We start from the raw sequence: 14,653 nt of genomic DNA, 5'->3' as shown, positions 1-14,653 counted from the left end.
TGTCATTCGATGGTTATGGTGAAGTCGCTGTTGTAGTTGACCCGCGTCCAGTTGCGGTTGACGTGGTTCTCGCGGCCTTCGTTCTGCCCGAACCGATAGGTCGTCTGCAACGGCGTGTAGCGGCGGTCTTCGAGGTCGTACTCGATGTCGCCGTACATGGCCGGGGCGAAGATCATCGCCGTGTCGTAGCCCCGGTAGGAAAAGAGGCTCGGCAGCGCGCCGAACGAACGGATGTAGGCGTCGTCGAACGCCCGCACGGTCTCCGAGTCGCGTTTGGCGTGGTAGGTCGAGAAGAAGATCACGCGGTTCTTGAAGAACATCGCGCGGTCGACGGTGTTGTAGCGGTTCCAGCGGGTGTTGCCCAGCACCACGAAGCGGGGCGCCGTGCGGCCGCGGCTCGTAAGGCTCGTATCGGCCGAGGCCAGAGCCGCGAGAATGCGGTCGATGTCCACCTCGTTGTCGGAGAGGATGATGAAAACGTTGTCGTCCGTATTCTCCAGCAGCGGCGTGAGGTCGCTCGGGCTGTCGGCCGAGCGGGCCGTGGGATGCTCGTATTTATAGGTATAGCGGCGGTACTCCGAATCGCCCAGCAGCGCGAGCATCTCGCGCTCGAACTCCTTGTCGGCAGACTCGGTGCAGATCAGCGTCACGCGCTTGTCGCCGTTCACCAGATCGCCCGCCTTCTCGTACTTGCGCGAAGGGTCGGGCGCGAGCTGGAACAGCACGTCGCTGTTCATCCCCTCGATATTGGCCAGCGGCGACACCACGGGAATCTTTTTCTCCTCGGCGAAGCGGATCACCGGATACAGCCCCTCCTCGTAGACGGGGCCGACGATCAGGTCGGCTTTCCGGAAGGCGTCGCTTTCGACGATTTCGCGGATGCGCGCCGTGTCGCGGGCCGTGTTGTAGAGGTCCACGTTCACCGAACGTCCGTATTTGAGCTTCACGCTGTCCAGCCCCAGCAGAAAACCCTGATAGAACTCCAGGTAGTTGCCGTTAGGCTCGCCGCCCGTGGCGAGGGGCAGCAGCAGCGCCACGTCGAGCGGGTCGCCGGCCCGGAGCGCCCGGAAGTCGATCTGCACGACCTGCTGCCCGGTCTCCGGCACGCTGTCCTGCCGTTGGAGGCTGTCGGCGCCCTCCGGAATCTGTCCGGCCTCGGGCGCGGGAATCTTGACCATGGCCCCGGCCTTGAGGTCCGCGGGTTTCAGTCCGCCGTTGAGCGCGCTGAACTCCGCCTCGGTGATCCCGAAGCGGCGCGAGAGCGAATAGAACGTCTCGCCCGGATGGACGATGTGGTAGGCCGTGCCTTCCTCGGCCACGCTGTTCAGCGACTGCCGGTACTCCTCCCACTGCTCCTTCGTGCCGGCCTCGTCCTCCGAGCCGATCTGTTTCCTGCGGATCAGGATGCGTTCGCCGAGGCGCATGTGCAGCGGGTCGAGGTTCGGATTGTCCTCCAGAAGGGTTTTCACCGGAATCTCGTACTGCCGCGAAATGGCGTAGAGCGTCTCGCCCTTCGACACGAAATGGAAGTCGAAGGTCTTGCGCAGCTTCTTGTCCGACTTGGGTTCGGGAACGTCGGCCACGAAGGGGATCTTGATGTTCTCGGCGGTTTTTAGGCCGCGGGCGATCGAGGGGTTGTTTTCGAGAATCACCTTCTCGCCCACCCCGTAGGTTTTCGAAAGCCCGTAGAGCGTCTCGCCCGCCTGCACCGTGTGGATGTAGTATTTCGCACCGTTGATGTAGACGATCGTTGCGGACTTCCCCGCCGCAACGGCGCAGAAAGCCCACACGATCATCAGAGCTGCGGCACAGAGTCGTTTCATCGTCATTTCATTTTATCGCGCATCCGGATTTCGGTGATGACCTTCTTGGTGTAGAGCGGGAAATCGCCGTTCATCATCCAGGCGTAGTAGCTCGGCTCGATGCGGAACACCTCGGCCACCGAACGGCCCTTGTACTTGCCGAACCCGAAGACCTCCTCGCCCTTCTCGTTGTAGAGGATGCGCCCGGCGTAGTCGGCCGATTCGGCGCGGCACGAGTATTCGGCCAGCTTGTCGATGTCGTTCTCCAGATCGTCGTAACGGTCCAGCTGGGCCTTCAGCACCTCGTAGGTGGCCTTCGTGTCGGCCTCGGCCGAGTGGGCCTCCTCCAGGTCCTTGTCGCAGTAGAACTTGTAGGCCGCGACCAGCGTGCGCTGCTCCTTCTTGTGGAAGATGTTCTGCACGTCGATGAACTTGCGGCGCTTGAAGTCCACGTCCACGCCGGCGCGCAGGAACTCCTCGACCAGCACCGGCAGGTCGAAGCGGTTCGAGTTGAAGCCGCCGAAGTCGCAGCCGCGGATGAACTGTTCGAGCGACCGCGCGACCTGCGCGAACGTCGGGCAGTCCCTCACGTCGTCGTCCGTGATGCCGTGTATGGCCGAGGCCTCCTCGGGGATATGCATCCCGGGATTGAGCCGCCGGGTTTTGGTGATCTCCTCGCCGTCGGGCATGACCTTGACCATCGAGATCTCCACGATGCGGTCCCGGGCGGTGTCCACGCCGGTGGTTTCGAGGTCGAAGAAGATGATCGGTCGTTTGAGGTTCAGCTTCATCTGACGGCCGTTATGCGTTGATCATCATCGGCATCAGCAGCATGAGCGTCGCGCTCGACTGCTTGTCGTCGTAAACGGGTTTGAAGACGCCGGCGCGGGTCGAGTCGGCCAGTTCCACCACCACCGTCGGGGTATCCATGTTCGAGAGGATCTCGACGAGGAACGTCGACTTGAAGCCGATCGAAATGGGCTGCCCGTCGTAGCTGCACGAGATCGTCTCGTTGGCCGACACCGAGAAGTCGATGTCCTGCGCCGTGAGGGTGATCCGGTTGTCGGCGATGTCCATGCGGATCAGGTTCGTCGTGGGGTTCGAGCAGACGGCCACGCGCTTGATGCCGTTGACCAGCTCGATGCGGTCCACCAGCACCTTGTTGGGGTTGTTGGACGGAATCACGGCGTTGTAGTTCGGGTAGTTGCCCTCGATCAGGCGGCAGACGAGCGTGTGGCTCTTGAGTTTGAACAGGGCGTTCTTCGAATCGAACGCCATTTCGATCGCGTCGTCCTCCTTCAGCAGCACCGACTTGAGCAGGTTGGCGGGCTTCTTCGGGAGGATGAACGACGCCGTCACCTCGTTTTCGGTCTCGGCCTCGTACTTCACGAGTTTGTGCGCATCGGTTCCCACGAACGTCAGCGCGTCGGGCGCCAGATTGATATAGATGCCGTTCATCACGGGGCGCAGTTCGTCGTCCGCCGTGGCGAAAATCGTCTTGTTGATGCCGTTCACGAGGGTGTCGACGTCGAGGCGCAGCTCCTTTTTCTCGGCGTTCAGCTGCGGCACGGCGGGATAGCTGACGGCGCTGGCTCCGGGAATCGAGAGCGATCCGCTCTTCCAGTTGATCTTGATCTCCCAGTTCTTGTCGTTGACCTCGATGGTCAGCGGCAGTTCGGGGAACTCCTTCAGCGAGTCGAGCATCAGTTTGGCCGGCGCGGCGATCGTACCTTCGCTCTCGACGCTGTCCACCTCGATCTGCCCGACGAGCGTCGTCTCAAGATCCGAGGTGGTGACTTGCAGCGTGTTGCCGTTGAGTTCCAAGAGGAAGTAGTCCAGGATGGGCAGCGTGTTCTTATTGCTGATGACCTTGCCGGTGGTAGCCAGAAGCGAAAGCAGGGCCGAGCTTGATACGGAAAATTTCATACGTTGTTTCTGTTTTGTCTGTTTATGGTTTCTTACTCTAAAATTGCCAGTTTGTCGAGGGCCGTTTCGATCATCTTCCGCACGAACGGCTTGTAGTCGGTGTTCACGTCCTGCGCGATGCGCTGGGCGATGATCGTGCAGATCGTGGCGGCGCGGTGACCCATCAGGGCGGCCAGCCCCGCGAGCGCCGAACCCTCCATCTCGAAGTTGGTGATGCGGCGGCCTTCGTAGCCGAACGACTCGATCTTCTCGTTCAGCCGGGCGTCGTGCGGTTCGAGCCGCACCCAGCGGCCCTGCGGGGCGTAGAATCCCGGTGCGGCGATGGTGATGCCCTCGCGCGTGACGTCGCTGAAATGCTCGAACAGGGTCTTGTCGGCGTCGACGAAATAGGGGCGCGGCATCTTCTCGTACCAGCCCGTGTGCTTCACGAACGCCTCTTCGAGCGCCAGGTCGCAGACCGCGTCGCGGCCCTTGTAGTAGCTCAACAGGCCGTCGAAGCCGCACGAAGTGCGCGAGAAGACGAATTCACCGACCTTGATGTCGGGCTGAATGGCGCCCGAAGTGCCCAGCCGCACCAGCGTGAGCCGTTTTTTTTCGGCCTTCTCCTGCCGCGTGGCGAAATCGACGTTGGCCAGCGCGTCCAGCTCCGTGACGCAGATGTCGATGTTGCCGATGCCGATGCCGGTCGAGAGGACCGTCATGCGTTTTCCTTTATAGCTGCCCGTCACGGTCTTGAACTCGCGGTTCGAAACCTCGCACTCCTTCGTGTCGAAAAATCCGGCTACGAGGGCCACGCGGCCGGGGTCGCCGACCAGGATCACCGTGTCGGCCAGCTGCCCGGGATACAGGTGCAGGTGAAAAATCGAACCGTCGTCGTTGATAATCAATTCGGAAGCGGGAATGGTTCTCATAATTGTCGTTTTTTAATTTCCATAATTGGCATAAAAGTAATATATTTACCTCGAATATCAAAACTTCGAAGCGAATTTTTCATAAATATAAGTATCCGTAAAACCGAATAAAACATGACACTCATCAAATCCATTTCGGGCATCCGCGGCACGATCGGCGGACCCGCGGGCGAGAACCTGACGCCTCCCGACGTCGTCAAATTCACCACGGCCTACGTGCGCCTGATCGCCCGCCGCAATCCGGGCAAAAAACTTACCATAGTCGTAGGACGCGACGCCCGTATTTCGGGCGAAATGGTCTCGAACCTCGTGGAAGGGACCCTGCTGGCCTGCGGCGCGAACGTCGTCAACGTCGGGCTGTGCACCACCCCCGGGACCGAGATGGCCGTGATCGGCAAGAAGGCCGACGGCGGCATCATCATCACCGCCTCGCACAACCCCCGCCAGTGGAACGCCCTGAAACTGCTGAACTCCGACGGCGAGTTTCTCAACGACGCCGAGGGCAAGCAGGTGCTGGCCATGTCCGAGGAGGAGGATTACGACTACCCCGCGATCGACGCCATCGGCCATGTGCTGTCGCGCGAGGATTTCAACGACGAGCATATCCGCCGCGTGCTGGCGCTGCCGCTGGTCGACGTCGAAGCGGTGCGCAAACGCCGTTTCAAGGTCGTCGTCGACGCCGTGAACTCGGTGGGCGGCATCGTGATGCCGAAACTGCTGCGCGAACTGGGCTGCGAGGTCGTGGAGCTGAACTGCGAACCCACGGGCGAATTCGCCCACAACCCCGAACCGCTGCCGCAGAACCTCACGGAAATCTCGGAGGTCATCGTGCGCGAGAAAGCCGACCTGGGCATCGTCGTCGACCCGGACGTCGACCGGCTGGCGTTCGTCTCGGAGGACGGCTCGATGTTCGTCGAGGAGTACACGCTGGTGGCCGTCGCGGACTACATTCTTTCCGAAAAGCCCGGCAACACGGTTTCGAACCTCTCCTCGTCGCGCGCGCTGCGCGACGTCACGGAGCGGCATGGCGGCAAGTACTACGCCTCGGCGGTCGGCGAGGTCAATGTCGTGGCGAAAATGAAGGAGGTCGGCGCGGTGATCGGCGGCGAAGGCAACGGCGGAGTGATCTACCCCGAGCTGCACTACGGCCGCGACGCGCTGGTGGGCACGGCGCTCTTTTTGACGTGGCTGGCGAAGAAAGGCATGACGATGACCCGGCTGCGCGCCACCTACCCTTCGTACTACGCCTCGAAGAACAAAATCGAGCTGACGCCCGCCATCGACGTAGATAAAGTGCTGCGTGAGGTGAAGGAGCGTTATGCCGGTGAAAACGTGAACGATATAGACGGCGTGAAGATCGACTTCGCGGAAAACTGGGTGCACCTGCGCAAGTCGAACACCGAGCCGATCATCCGCGTCTACACCGAGGCGAAGTCGATGGACGAGGCCGACGCGCTGGCGCAGCGGTTCATTGCCGAAATCAAGGAGATCTGCAACATTTAAGACCATGAAAGAGAGTTTATTGATCCTCGCCGCAGCCCTCGCGATGGTCTCCTGCGGCGGAAATGCGCAGCAGAAGGCGGCGACAGCCGGGACGCAGCAGACAACGGCAGCGGCTCCCGACATGCACAATGCCGAGACCTCGCTCGACTATCTGGGCGTCTACAAGGGCACGCTGCCTGCGGCCGACTGCCCGGGAATCGAGACGACGCTGACGCTCGCGCCCGACGGTTCCTATGCCCTGCATCTGAAATACATCGACCGCGACTCGGAATTCGACGAGAAGGGCGCTTTCACGGTTAAGGAGAACCTGCTGACGCTGACGCCCTCGGAGGGCGGACAGCCCCAATATTACAAGGTCGAGGAGAACCGCCTGCGCCGCCTCGACGCCGAAAAACAACCTGTGACCGGCGCGCTGGCGGACAATTACGTACTGCAAAAAACCACCGAATAAATGGATAAAGCAAAGGTTTATATAAAGGAGAATAAAGAACGGTTTATCAGCGAGTTGTTCGACCTGCTGCGTATCCCGTCGATCAGCGCGCAGTCCGAGCGCAAGCCCGATATGCAGCGTTGCGCCGAGTTTCTCGCGGCGGCGCTCGTGAAGGCCGGGGCCGACCGCGCCGACGTGCTGTCCACGGAGGGCAATCCGGTGGTTTACGCCGAGAAGACCGTCGATCCCGGGGCCAAAACGGTGCTGGTCTACGGCCACTACGACGTGATGCCCGTGGACCCGCGCGACGAGTGGCGCACGGAACCTTTCGAGCCGGTCATCCGCGACGGCCGCATCTGGGGCCGCGGCGCCGACGACGACAAGGGACAGCTGTGGATGCACGCCAAGGCGTTCGAGGCGATGTGCGCCACCGATTCGCTGCCCTGCAACGTGAAATTCATGCTCGAAGGCGAGGAGGAGATCGGTTCGCCGAGCCTCTATGGCTTCTGCGAGCAGAACAAGGAGCTGCTCAAGGCCGATATTATATTGGTGTCGGACACGTCGATGATCTCGATGCAGACGCCGTCGATCACCTGCGGACTGCGCGGACTGGCCTACATGGAGGTCGAGGTGACGGGACCGGACAAGGACCTGCATTCGGGGCTGTTCGGCGGTGCGGTGGCCAACCCGGCCAACGTGCTGGCGCGGCTGGTGGCGGGACTCGTCGATGAGAACGGCCGCGTGACGATCCCCGGCTTCTACGACGACGTGCGGGAGCTGACGCCCGCCGAGCGCGAGGCGTTCAACAAGGCGCCGTTCAGCCTCGAGGATTACAAGAAGTCGCTGAAAATCGGCGACGTGGAGGGCGAAGCGGGTTACACGACGCTGGAACGCACCGGCGTGCGCCCGTCGCTCGACGTCAACGGCATCTGGGGCGGCTACACGGGCGAGGGGACCAAGACGGTCATTCCGTCGAAGGCTTCGGCCAAGATTTCGATGCGCCTCGTGCCGAATCAGGACTACCGCAAGATCTCGGAGCTGTTCGAGAAACATTTCCGCGCCATCGCGCCCGAGAGCGTGAAGGTCGTGGTGAAATCGCTCCACGGCGGCATGCCCTACGTCGCGCCGACCGACATGCCGGCCTACAAGGCGGCCGAAAAGGCCGTCGAGGCGACTTTCGGCAAAAAGCCCCTGCCCTTTTACTCGGGCGGTTCGATCCCCATTATCAGCGGATTCGAGTCCATCCTGGGCATCAAGTCGCTGCTGATCGGCTTCGGTCTGGCCGAGGACGCCATCCACTCGCCCAACGAAAGCTACGGACTCGAGCAGTTCGACAAAGGCGTGGAGACCATTCCGCTGTTCTACAAGTATTTCGCCGAATCCGAATAGCATGTACGACGAACTGCTGAAATTCGCCGTGCAGCTGGCGAAGGCCGCGGGCGGAATACAACTCGCCTACTTCCGGGGCGACAGGCTGTCGATCGAGACCAAATCCAACGTCTACGACGTGGTGACGCGCGCCGACAGGGAGAGCGAGGAACTGATTGCCGGCATGATCGCGGAGCGTTATCCCGACCATGCCATTCTGGGCGAGGAGGGCGGCTGCCGGGGCAACGCCGCGAGCGACTGGCGCTGGGTCGTCGACCCGCTCGACGGCACGACCAATTACAGTCAGGGACTTCCGCTGTTCACGGTTTCGATAGCCCTCCAGTACAGGGGCGAAACCATCGTGGGGGTCGTCTATGCACCCTACCTGAACGAGCTGTTCACGGCGACGAAGGACGGCGGGGCATATCTGCAATACGCTTCGCGGGAGCCGGAACGCCTCCGCGTCGGGGAGAAACAGACGCTCGCCACCTCGGTCATCGCCACGGGATTCCCCTACGACAAGGACGTGAATCCGGACAACAACAGCGACAACGTCGCACGGATCATCCCCTACGTGCGGGATGTCCGGCGGCTGGGTTCTGCGGCCTACGACATCAGCTGCGTCGCCGCCGGACTGCTGGACGGCTACTGGGAACTGGCGCTGCACGAATGGGACGTCTGCGCCGCCGAACTGATCCTCGCCGAGGCCGGGGGCGTCGTCTGCGACCTGCGCCGCGACCGGGGCATCTCGATCGTCGCGGGCAACGGCGCGATCGTGAAGGAAATCTTGAAGTACGTGCGGTAAATTCACCGAAAACCAAATCGTTGCAAGCGTTGCAGCCTATTCTGAATGAGGGCGGGAGTAAATTCCCGCCCTTACACATGTGTGTTTATTAAAATTTTTTCTTATTTTTGACCCGAACAAAAAAACAGAACAACATGTGCGGAATAGTCGGATATGTCGGGCGGCGCGACGCGTGCCCGATTCTGATAAAGGGGCTTCACCGCCTCGAATACAGGGGATACGACAGTGCGGGCGTCGCGCTGGTCAACCCGGACGGGCGTCTCAACGTATTCAAATGCAAGGGCAAGGTCTCCGATCTGGAGCATTTCCTCGACGGAAAGGACCTCGGCGGCAACATCGGCATCGCCCACACCCGCTGGGCCACGCACGGGATTCCGAACGACGCCAACGCCCATCCCCACTACTCCGAATCGGAGAATATAGCCCTGATACACAACGGCATCATCGAGAACTACCGCGTGCTGAAGGACGCCCTCGAACAGAACGGATACACCTTCCGCAGCAGCACCGACTCCGAGGTGTTGGTGAATCTGATCGAATACGTCCGGGCGACCAGCGGCTGCTCGCTGCCCGAAGCCGTGCGGCAGGCCCTCCGGCAGGTGATCGGCGCCTACGCCATCGCCGTCGTCGAGAAGGGCAACCACGACCGGATCGTCGCCGCGCGGCAGAGCAGCCCGATGGTCGTGGGCGTGGGCGACGGGGAGTTCTTCCTCTCGTCCGACGCCGCGTCGATCATCGAATACACCGAGGATTTCGTCTACGTGGGCGACGGCGAAATCGCCGTGATCGACCGCAACGCCCCGCTGAAAATCGTCACGCTGGACAACCACGATGCGAAGATCGACATCAAGAAACTCCAGCTGTCGATCTCGCAGCTGGAAAAGGGCGGCTATCCCCATTTCATGCTCAAGGAGATTTACGAGCAGCCCCGAACCATCGTCGACTGCATCCGCGGACGCATCAACCCCGACACCTGCGAGGTGAAACTTTCGGGCGTGATCGACCACCGCGACAGGTTCGTGAACGCCCGGCGCATCATTTTCGTGGCGTGCGGCACGTCGTGGCACGCCTCGCTGATCGGCGAACACCTCGTGGAGTCGATCTGCCGCATTCCCGTCGAGGTGGAGTACGCCTCGGAGTTCCGCTACCGCAACCCCATCATCCGCGAGGACGACATCGTCGTGGCCGTGTCGCAGTCGGGCGAGACGGCCGACACGCTGGCCGCCGTCGAACTGGCCCGCAAGGCCGGGGCGTTCGTCTTCGGCATCTGCAACGTCGTCGGCTCGTCGATCGCCCGGGCCACGGATTCGGGGGCCTATATCCACGTGGGGCCCGAGATCGGCGTCGCCTCGACGAAGGCTTTCACCGGGCAGGTGACCGTGATGGCCATGCTGGCGCTGGCCGTGGGCCGCGAGAGAGGAACCGTCACGGAGGCGTATTACAACGAGGTTTCGGCGGCGCTGCTGCACCTGCCCGAGACGATGGAAGAGGTGCTGAAAGTCGCCCCGCAGGTCGCCGACCTGGCGAAAATATTCACCTATGCGCACAACTTCATCTACCTCGGCCGCGGGTACAACTACCCCACGGCGCTCGAAGGCGCGCTGAAACTCAAGGAGATTTCGTACATCCACGCCGAAGGTTACCCCGCGGCCGAGATGAAGCACGGCCCCATTGCGCTGATCGACGCCGAGATGCCCACCGTGGCCATCGCCACGCCGGACCACACCTACGAAAAAACGGCCTCGAACATCGAGGAGATCAAGGCCCGCGGCGGCAAGATCATCGCCGTCGTCGCCCGCGGCGACGAACAGGTACGCCGCTCGGCCGACTTCGTGATCGAGGTCCCGGTGATCGCCGAGTGCCTGATGCCCATCGTGGTATCGGTCCCGCTGCAACTGCTGGCCTACTACATCGCCGTCTACAAGGGCCGCAATGTCGACCAGCCCCGCAACCTCGCCAAGTCGGTGACGGTGGAGTGATCACGCGCCGCACGGCAAACGAAAATCCGCAGCTTCCCGGGGGGAGGCTGCGGATTTTTCATCTGCGGCGGACGCCTAATGCCCGTAGTTGGCGTCGATGTAGTCGGAAATCCCGAAATCCTTCGGAACTGCGGGCGCATCGAGCGGCGTGATGCGGACGTCGGTCACCAGCCGCTGCCGTTTGAAGACCAGCTTTTCGAGAAACGAGTCGATCTCGCCGCGGTTCTCGGTCATCGGCCGCCACGCCATCGAATGATTGGTCTCGGCGACGGAGTAGAACGCGTGCGGAACTCTGCGCCGCGCGAGGTCGTCGGCAATGCTCTTCGAGCCGAACAGCCAGACTCCGTCGACACCGAGCGCGCCGTAGGGCACATTGCGGTCGGCGTCGCCGTGGAAAAGCAGCATCGGCGCGGGATCGCGCGCCCAGCGCAGGCTGTCCTGCGTATCGCAAACGGCTCCCGCAAAGGCGATTACCCCGGCGTAGCTAAAGTCCTGCGTGAACTTCCCGGCGGTCAGCGGATGCCCGTTGCAAAGCCAGTACTCGCCCATCAGCACCGTGATGGCCCCGGCGCTCGACCCGCACGTCACGATCCGCGAAGGATCGACGTCCGGCATATGCCGGCAGATATAGGCCGTGGCGTCGTAGAGGTCCTCCGTCGCCATCGAAAGCGTCATGTCCAACGCCTGCGTGAAATGCTCCTCGTCGAGCAGGCCGGCCTGTCTGGCCCGCTTCATCCCCAGCCGGTAGTCGATCGACACGACGACGAACCCCTTGCGGGCGTAGTAGTCGAAGAAGGGGCGGAAACGCCGGTTGTCCCGCGTTCCGGTCATAAAGCCGCCGCCGAAAAGGAACATCAGGCAGGGTTTCGCCCGGCTGTCGGGCGAGAGGAGCGCATAACGGTCCAGCCGCAGCGTGTCGGCATCCCGCACGGCATAGACGAAGGTCTCTTTTTCGATCTTCCGCGGCGTCGCATCGTCGTTCTGCGCCCCGGCCGGCGTCCACAGAAACAGTGCAGCGATCAGAAACAGACGTCTCATGTCACTGCATCTCTTCGTGGGCGTAGCGGATCGCCCGGTTCAGAATGGCGATGAACGGCTGCGTGCGGCGGAACTGCTCGACGGTGCGTTCCAGCAGGTCGGGTGCGAGCAGGAACTCCTCGGCGATGGGCTGTTCGAGGTAGAAGTCCTTCAGCTTCAGCATCTCGGCATAGGGGCTGTCGGCCGGAAATCCCGTCGGGACCCGCTTGAGCCTGTTGCCGCTGCACAGCCGGAACCCTTTGGCCTTCCGGATCGCCGCCTCGATCTGCGCGCCGTTGTCGAGCACCTCCTCGCGGATCGACCGCAGCACCGTCGGCTCGATGCACACGGCGCCCGCCGAAAGCAGGTTGCAGCACACCAGCGAGTCGCAGCAGGGTTCGATGTGGAAATAGTATCCCGCGAAACCCGATTTCTTGCCCTTCGGCGCAATGTAAGCCCCGATATAGGTCTTGTAGGGCGACTTGTCGGGCGAGAAACGCGTGTCGCGGGCGATCCGGTAGGTGCAGTCCTGCGGACGCAGGCCGCGCACCTCGGGGTCGAACGACGCGATGCCCTCGATCAGCTGTCCGGTGAAATCGGCGAACCGTCCCTTCACACGGGTCCATTCGGCGCGGTGGGCGTCGAACCATTCCCGGGTGTTGTCGTCGTGCAGCCGGCGGAAGAAGTCGATGACCTCCTTCATCTTACCACGCGAAAAGCGGATAGTCGGCCATCAGCGCGTTCACGTCCTTGCGCACGGCGGCGATGTTCGCTTCGTTCTCCGGGTCGTGCAGCACGCGGTCGATCAGCCCGACGATGTAGTCCATCTTGTCCTCCTTCAGGCCGCGCGTGGTGATGGCCGGGGTTCCGAAGCGCAGACCCGAGGTCTGGAACGGCGACCGGCTGTCGAACGGAACCATGTTCTTGTTGGTGGTGATGTCGGTGGCCACGAGGCACTTCTCGGCCAGCTTGCCCGTCAGTTCGGGGAACTTCGTGCGCAGGTCGACGAGCATCAGGTGGTTGTCCGTGCCGCCCGAGACGATCTTGTAGCCGCGCTCGACGAAGGCGGCGGCCATGGCTGCGGCGTTCTTCTGCACCTGCGTCTGATACTCCTTGTAGGCGGGTTCCAACGCTTCGCCGAAGGCTACGGCCTTGGCGGCGATGACGTGCTCCAGCGGACCGCCCTGGATGCCCGGGAAGACGGCCGAATTGAGGATCTGCGACATCATCTTCACGGCGCCCTTCGGCGTGGTCTGGCCCCAGGGGTTCTCGAAGTCCTTGCCCATCAGGATGATGCCGCCGCGCGGGCCGCGCAGGGTCTTGTGGGTCGTCGAGGTGACGATATGCGCGTATTTCACGGGGTTCTCCAGCAGCCCCGCGGCGATCAGACCGGCCGTGTGGGCCATGTCCACCATCAGCAGCGCGTCCACCTTGTCGGCGATCTCGCGCATGCGTTTGTAATCCCACTCGCGCGAGTAGGCCGAGGCGCCGCCGACGATCAGTTTCGGCTTGCACTCCAGGGCCTTGCGCTCCATGGCGTCGTAGTCGATCACGCCCGTGGCCTCGTCGAGCTGATAGCCCACGGCCTTGAAATATTTACCCGACATGTTGACCGGCGAACCGTGCGAGAGGTGTCCTCCGTGTGCAAGGTCCAGTCCCATGAACGTATCGCCCGGCTGCATGCAGGCGAAGAAAACGGCCATGTTGGCCTGTGCGCCCGAATGGGGCTGCACGTTGGCGTACTCCGCGCCGTAGAGACGGCAGATGCGCTCGATGGCCAGCGTCTCGACCTTGTCCACGACCTCGCAGCCGCCGTAGTAGCGCGCTCCGGGATAGCCTTCGGCGTATTTGTTGGTCAAGACCGAACCCATGGCCTCCATCACCTGGTCGCTGACGAAGTTCTCCGAAGCGATCAGTTCGATGCCATGCATCTGGCGGTTGCGCTCGGCGGCAATCAAATCGAAAATCTGGGAATCTCTTTTCATATCGTTATAAGGATTTTGGAATGCTGTTTACGGTCGGTAAAGATAAGCAAAAATGCCGAAATTCGCTCCGCGGGCAGGCGATTAAGATATTTTTCCTATATTTGCGAATAAAAATTGGCAGATATTGCCTTAAAAATATAAAAGAATTATGAAATTACTGGATGGAAAAGTGGCCGTTGTGACCGGCGCCGCACGCGGCATCGGCAAGGCCATCGCACTCGAATTCGCCAAAGAGGGCGCCAATGTGGCGTTCACCGACCTTGCGATCGACGAGAACGGCAAGGCTACCGAAGCCGAAATCGCCGCGCTGGGCGTGAAAGCCAAGGGCTATGCCTCGAACGCAGCCAACTTCGAAGAGACGCACGCGGTCATCGACCAGATCATAAAGGATTTCGGCCGTATCGACATCCTCGTGAACAACGCCGGAATCACCAAGGACGGCCTGATGATGCGCATGTCCGAGGCCCAGTGGGATGCCGTGCTGACGGTCAACCTCAAGTCGGCGTTCAACTTCATCCACGCCGTCGTGCCGGTCATGGCGCGCCAGAAAAGCGGCTCGATCATCAACATGTCGTCGGTGGTGGGCGTCAGCGGCAACGCCGGCCAGTGCAACTACTCGGCCTCGAAAGCCGGCATGATCGGCCTTGCGAAGTCGATCGCCAAGGAGATGGGTCCGCGCGGCATTCGCGCCAACGCCATCGCCCCGGGCTTCATTATGACCGAGATGACCGACAAACTGCCCGACGAGGTGAAGGAGGGCTGGTACAAGCAGATTCCGCTGCGTCGCGGCGGCACGCCGGAGGATGTCGCCAAGGTGGCGCTGTTCCTAGCGTCGGACCTTTCGTCGTATGTCAGCGGGCAGGTCATCCACTGCTGCGGAGCGATGAACTGTTAGAAAACGACAGACAACGAGAACGTTGCGGAAAA

General features: G+C 61.8%; 13 protein-coding genes. 6 read left to right on the top strand and 7 right to left on the bottom strand.

Translation table 11 applies throughout. The features are described 5' to 3' along the window. Window positions 1–2: 2 nt before the first annotated feature. The 4 genes from BHV64_RS09425 to BHV64_RS09410 are packed head-to-tail and all read right to left on the bottom strand — an operon-like array spanning window position 3 to window position 4,639. A complete protein-coding gene (locus BHV64_RS09425; RefSeq protein WP_138265460.1) occupies window positions 3–1,829 on the bottom strand; it encodes an amino acid ABC transporter substrate-binding protein in 1,827 nt (608 codons plus the stop codon). Beyond that, complete coding sequence (locus BHV64_RS09420) at window positions 1,826–2,593, bottom strand: 3'-5' exonuclease (RefSeq protein ID WP_015546092.1); 768 nt, start codon at window positions 2,591–2,593, stop codon at window positions 1,826–1,828. The genes BHV64_RS09425 and BHV64_RS09420 overlap by 4 nt, the downstream gene beginning before the upstream one ends. Window positions 2,594–2,603: 10 nt before the next feature. Beyond that, a complete protein-coding gene (gene dnaN, locus BHV64_RS09415; RefSeq protein ID WP_147620063.1) occupies window positions 2,604–3,728 on the bottom strand; it encodes a DNA polymerase III subunit beta in 1,125 nt (374 codons plus the stop codon). Window positions 3,729–3,760: 32 nt separating this feature from the next. Beyond that, window positions 3,761–4,639 (bottom strand): nucleoside phosphorylase, encoded by an 879-nt coding sequence (locus BHV64_RS09410; RefSeq protein ID WP_288115800.1) that lies wholly within the window; start codon window positions 4,637–4,639, stop codon window positions 3,761–3,763. 114 nt (window positions 4,640–4,753) lie between these two features. Between BHV64_RS09410 and glmM the strand changes: the two genes are divergently transcribed. The 5 genes from glmM to glmS all read left to right on the top strand — a co-directional run bounded on the left by glmM (window position 4,754) and on the right by glmS (window position 10,724). Beyond that, window positions 4,754–6,142 carry a phosphoglucosamine mutase gene (gene glmM, locus BHV64_RS09405; protein ID WP_288115799.1) on the top strand — a complete coding sequence of 463 codons (1,389 nt, stop codon included), beginning with the start codon at window positions 4,754–4,756 and terminating at the stop codon, window positions 6,140–6,142. Window positions 6,143–6,146: 4 nt separating this feature from the next. Beyond that, complete coding sequence (locus BHV64_RS09400; RefSeq protein ID WP_149887228.1) at window positions 6,147–6,593, top strand: copper resistance protein NlpE; 447 nt, start codon at window positions 6,147–6,149, stop codon at window positions 6,591–6,593. Next, a complete protein-coding gene (locus tag BHV64_RS09395; protein ID WP_149887227.1) occupies window positions 6,594–7,961 on the top strand; it encodes a dipeptidase in 1,368 nt (455 codons plus the stop codon). 1 nt (window position 7,962) lies between these two features. Continuing rightward, on the top strand, window positions 7,963–8,745 hold the full coding sequence (locus tag BHV64_RS09390; protein ID WP_288115798.1) for an inositol monophosphatase family protein: 783 nt from the start codon (window positions 7,963–7,965) through the stop codon (window positions 8,743–8,745). A gap of 134 nt (window positions 8,746–8,879) precedes the next feature. Next, entirely contained in the window at window positions 8,880–10,724 is a 1,845-nt protein-coding gene (gene glmS, locus BHV64_RS09385) for a glutamine--fructose-6-phosphate transaminase (isomerizing) (protein WP_288115797.1), read from the top strand. Window positions 10,725–10,799: 75 nt separating this feature from the next. Here the strand turns inward: glmS and BHV64_RS09380 are convergent, their stop codons facing one another. From BHV64_RS09380 to glyA, 3 genes are read right to left on the bottom strand one after another with little or no spacing between them, the layout of a single operon-like run. Beyond that, on the bottom strand, window positions 10,800–11,762 hold the full coding sequence (locus BHV64_RS09380; protein ID WP_217727490.1) for an alpha/beta hydrolase family protein: 963 nt from the start codon (window positions 11,760–11,762) through the stop codon (window positions 10,800–10,802). Window position 11,763: 1 nt separating this feature from the next. Continuing rightward, complete coding sequence (locus BHV64_RS09375) at window positions 11,764–12,444, bottom strand: DUF2461 domain-containing protein (protein ID WP_217727491.1); 681 nt, start codon at window positions 12,442–12,444, stop codon at window positions 11,764–11,766. A 1-nt stretch (window position 12,445) separates the two neighbouring features. Then, window positions 12,446–13,726, bottom strand: coding sequence for a serine hydroxymethyltransferase (gene glyA / locus BHV64_RS09370; protein ID WP_288115796.1), 1,281 nt, complete (start codon window positions 13,724–13,726; stop codon window positions 12,446–12,448). Window positions 13,727–13,874: 148 nt separating this feature from the next. Between glyA and fabG the strand changes: the two genes are divergently transcribed. After that, window positions 13,875–14,621: a 3-oxoacyl-[acyl-carrier-protein] reductase gene (fabG, locus tag BHV64_RS09365; RefSeq protein WP_015546081.1), complete on the top strand. Its 747-nt coding sequence runs from the start codon at window positions 13,875–13,877 to the stop codon at window positions 14,619–14,621. Window positions 14,622–14,653: the final 32 nt, after the last annotated feature.

The organism is Alistipes sp. 56_sp_Nov_56_25, assembly GCF_001915285.1.
GTDB classification, from domain to species: domain Bacteria; phylum Bacteroidota; class Bacteroidia; order Bacteroidales; family Rikenellaceae; genus Alistipes; species Alistipes shahii.
This window is presented reverse-complemented; position numbering and strand designations above follow the sequence as displayed.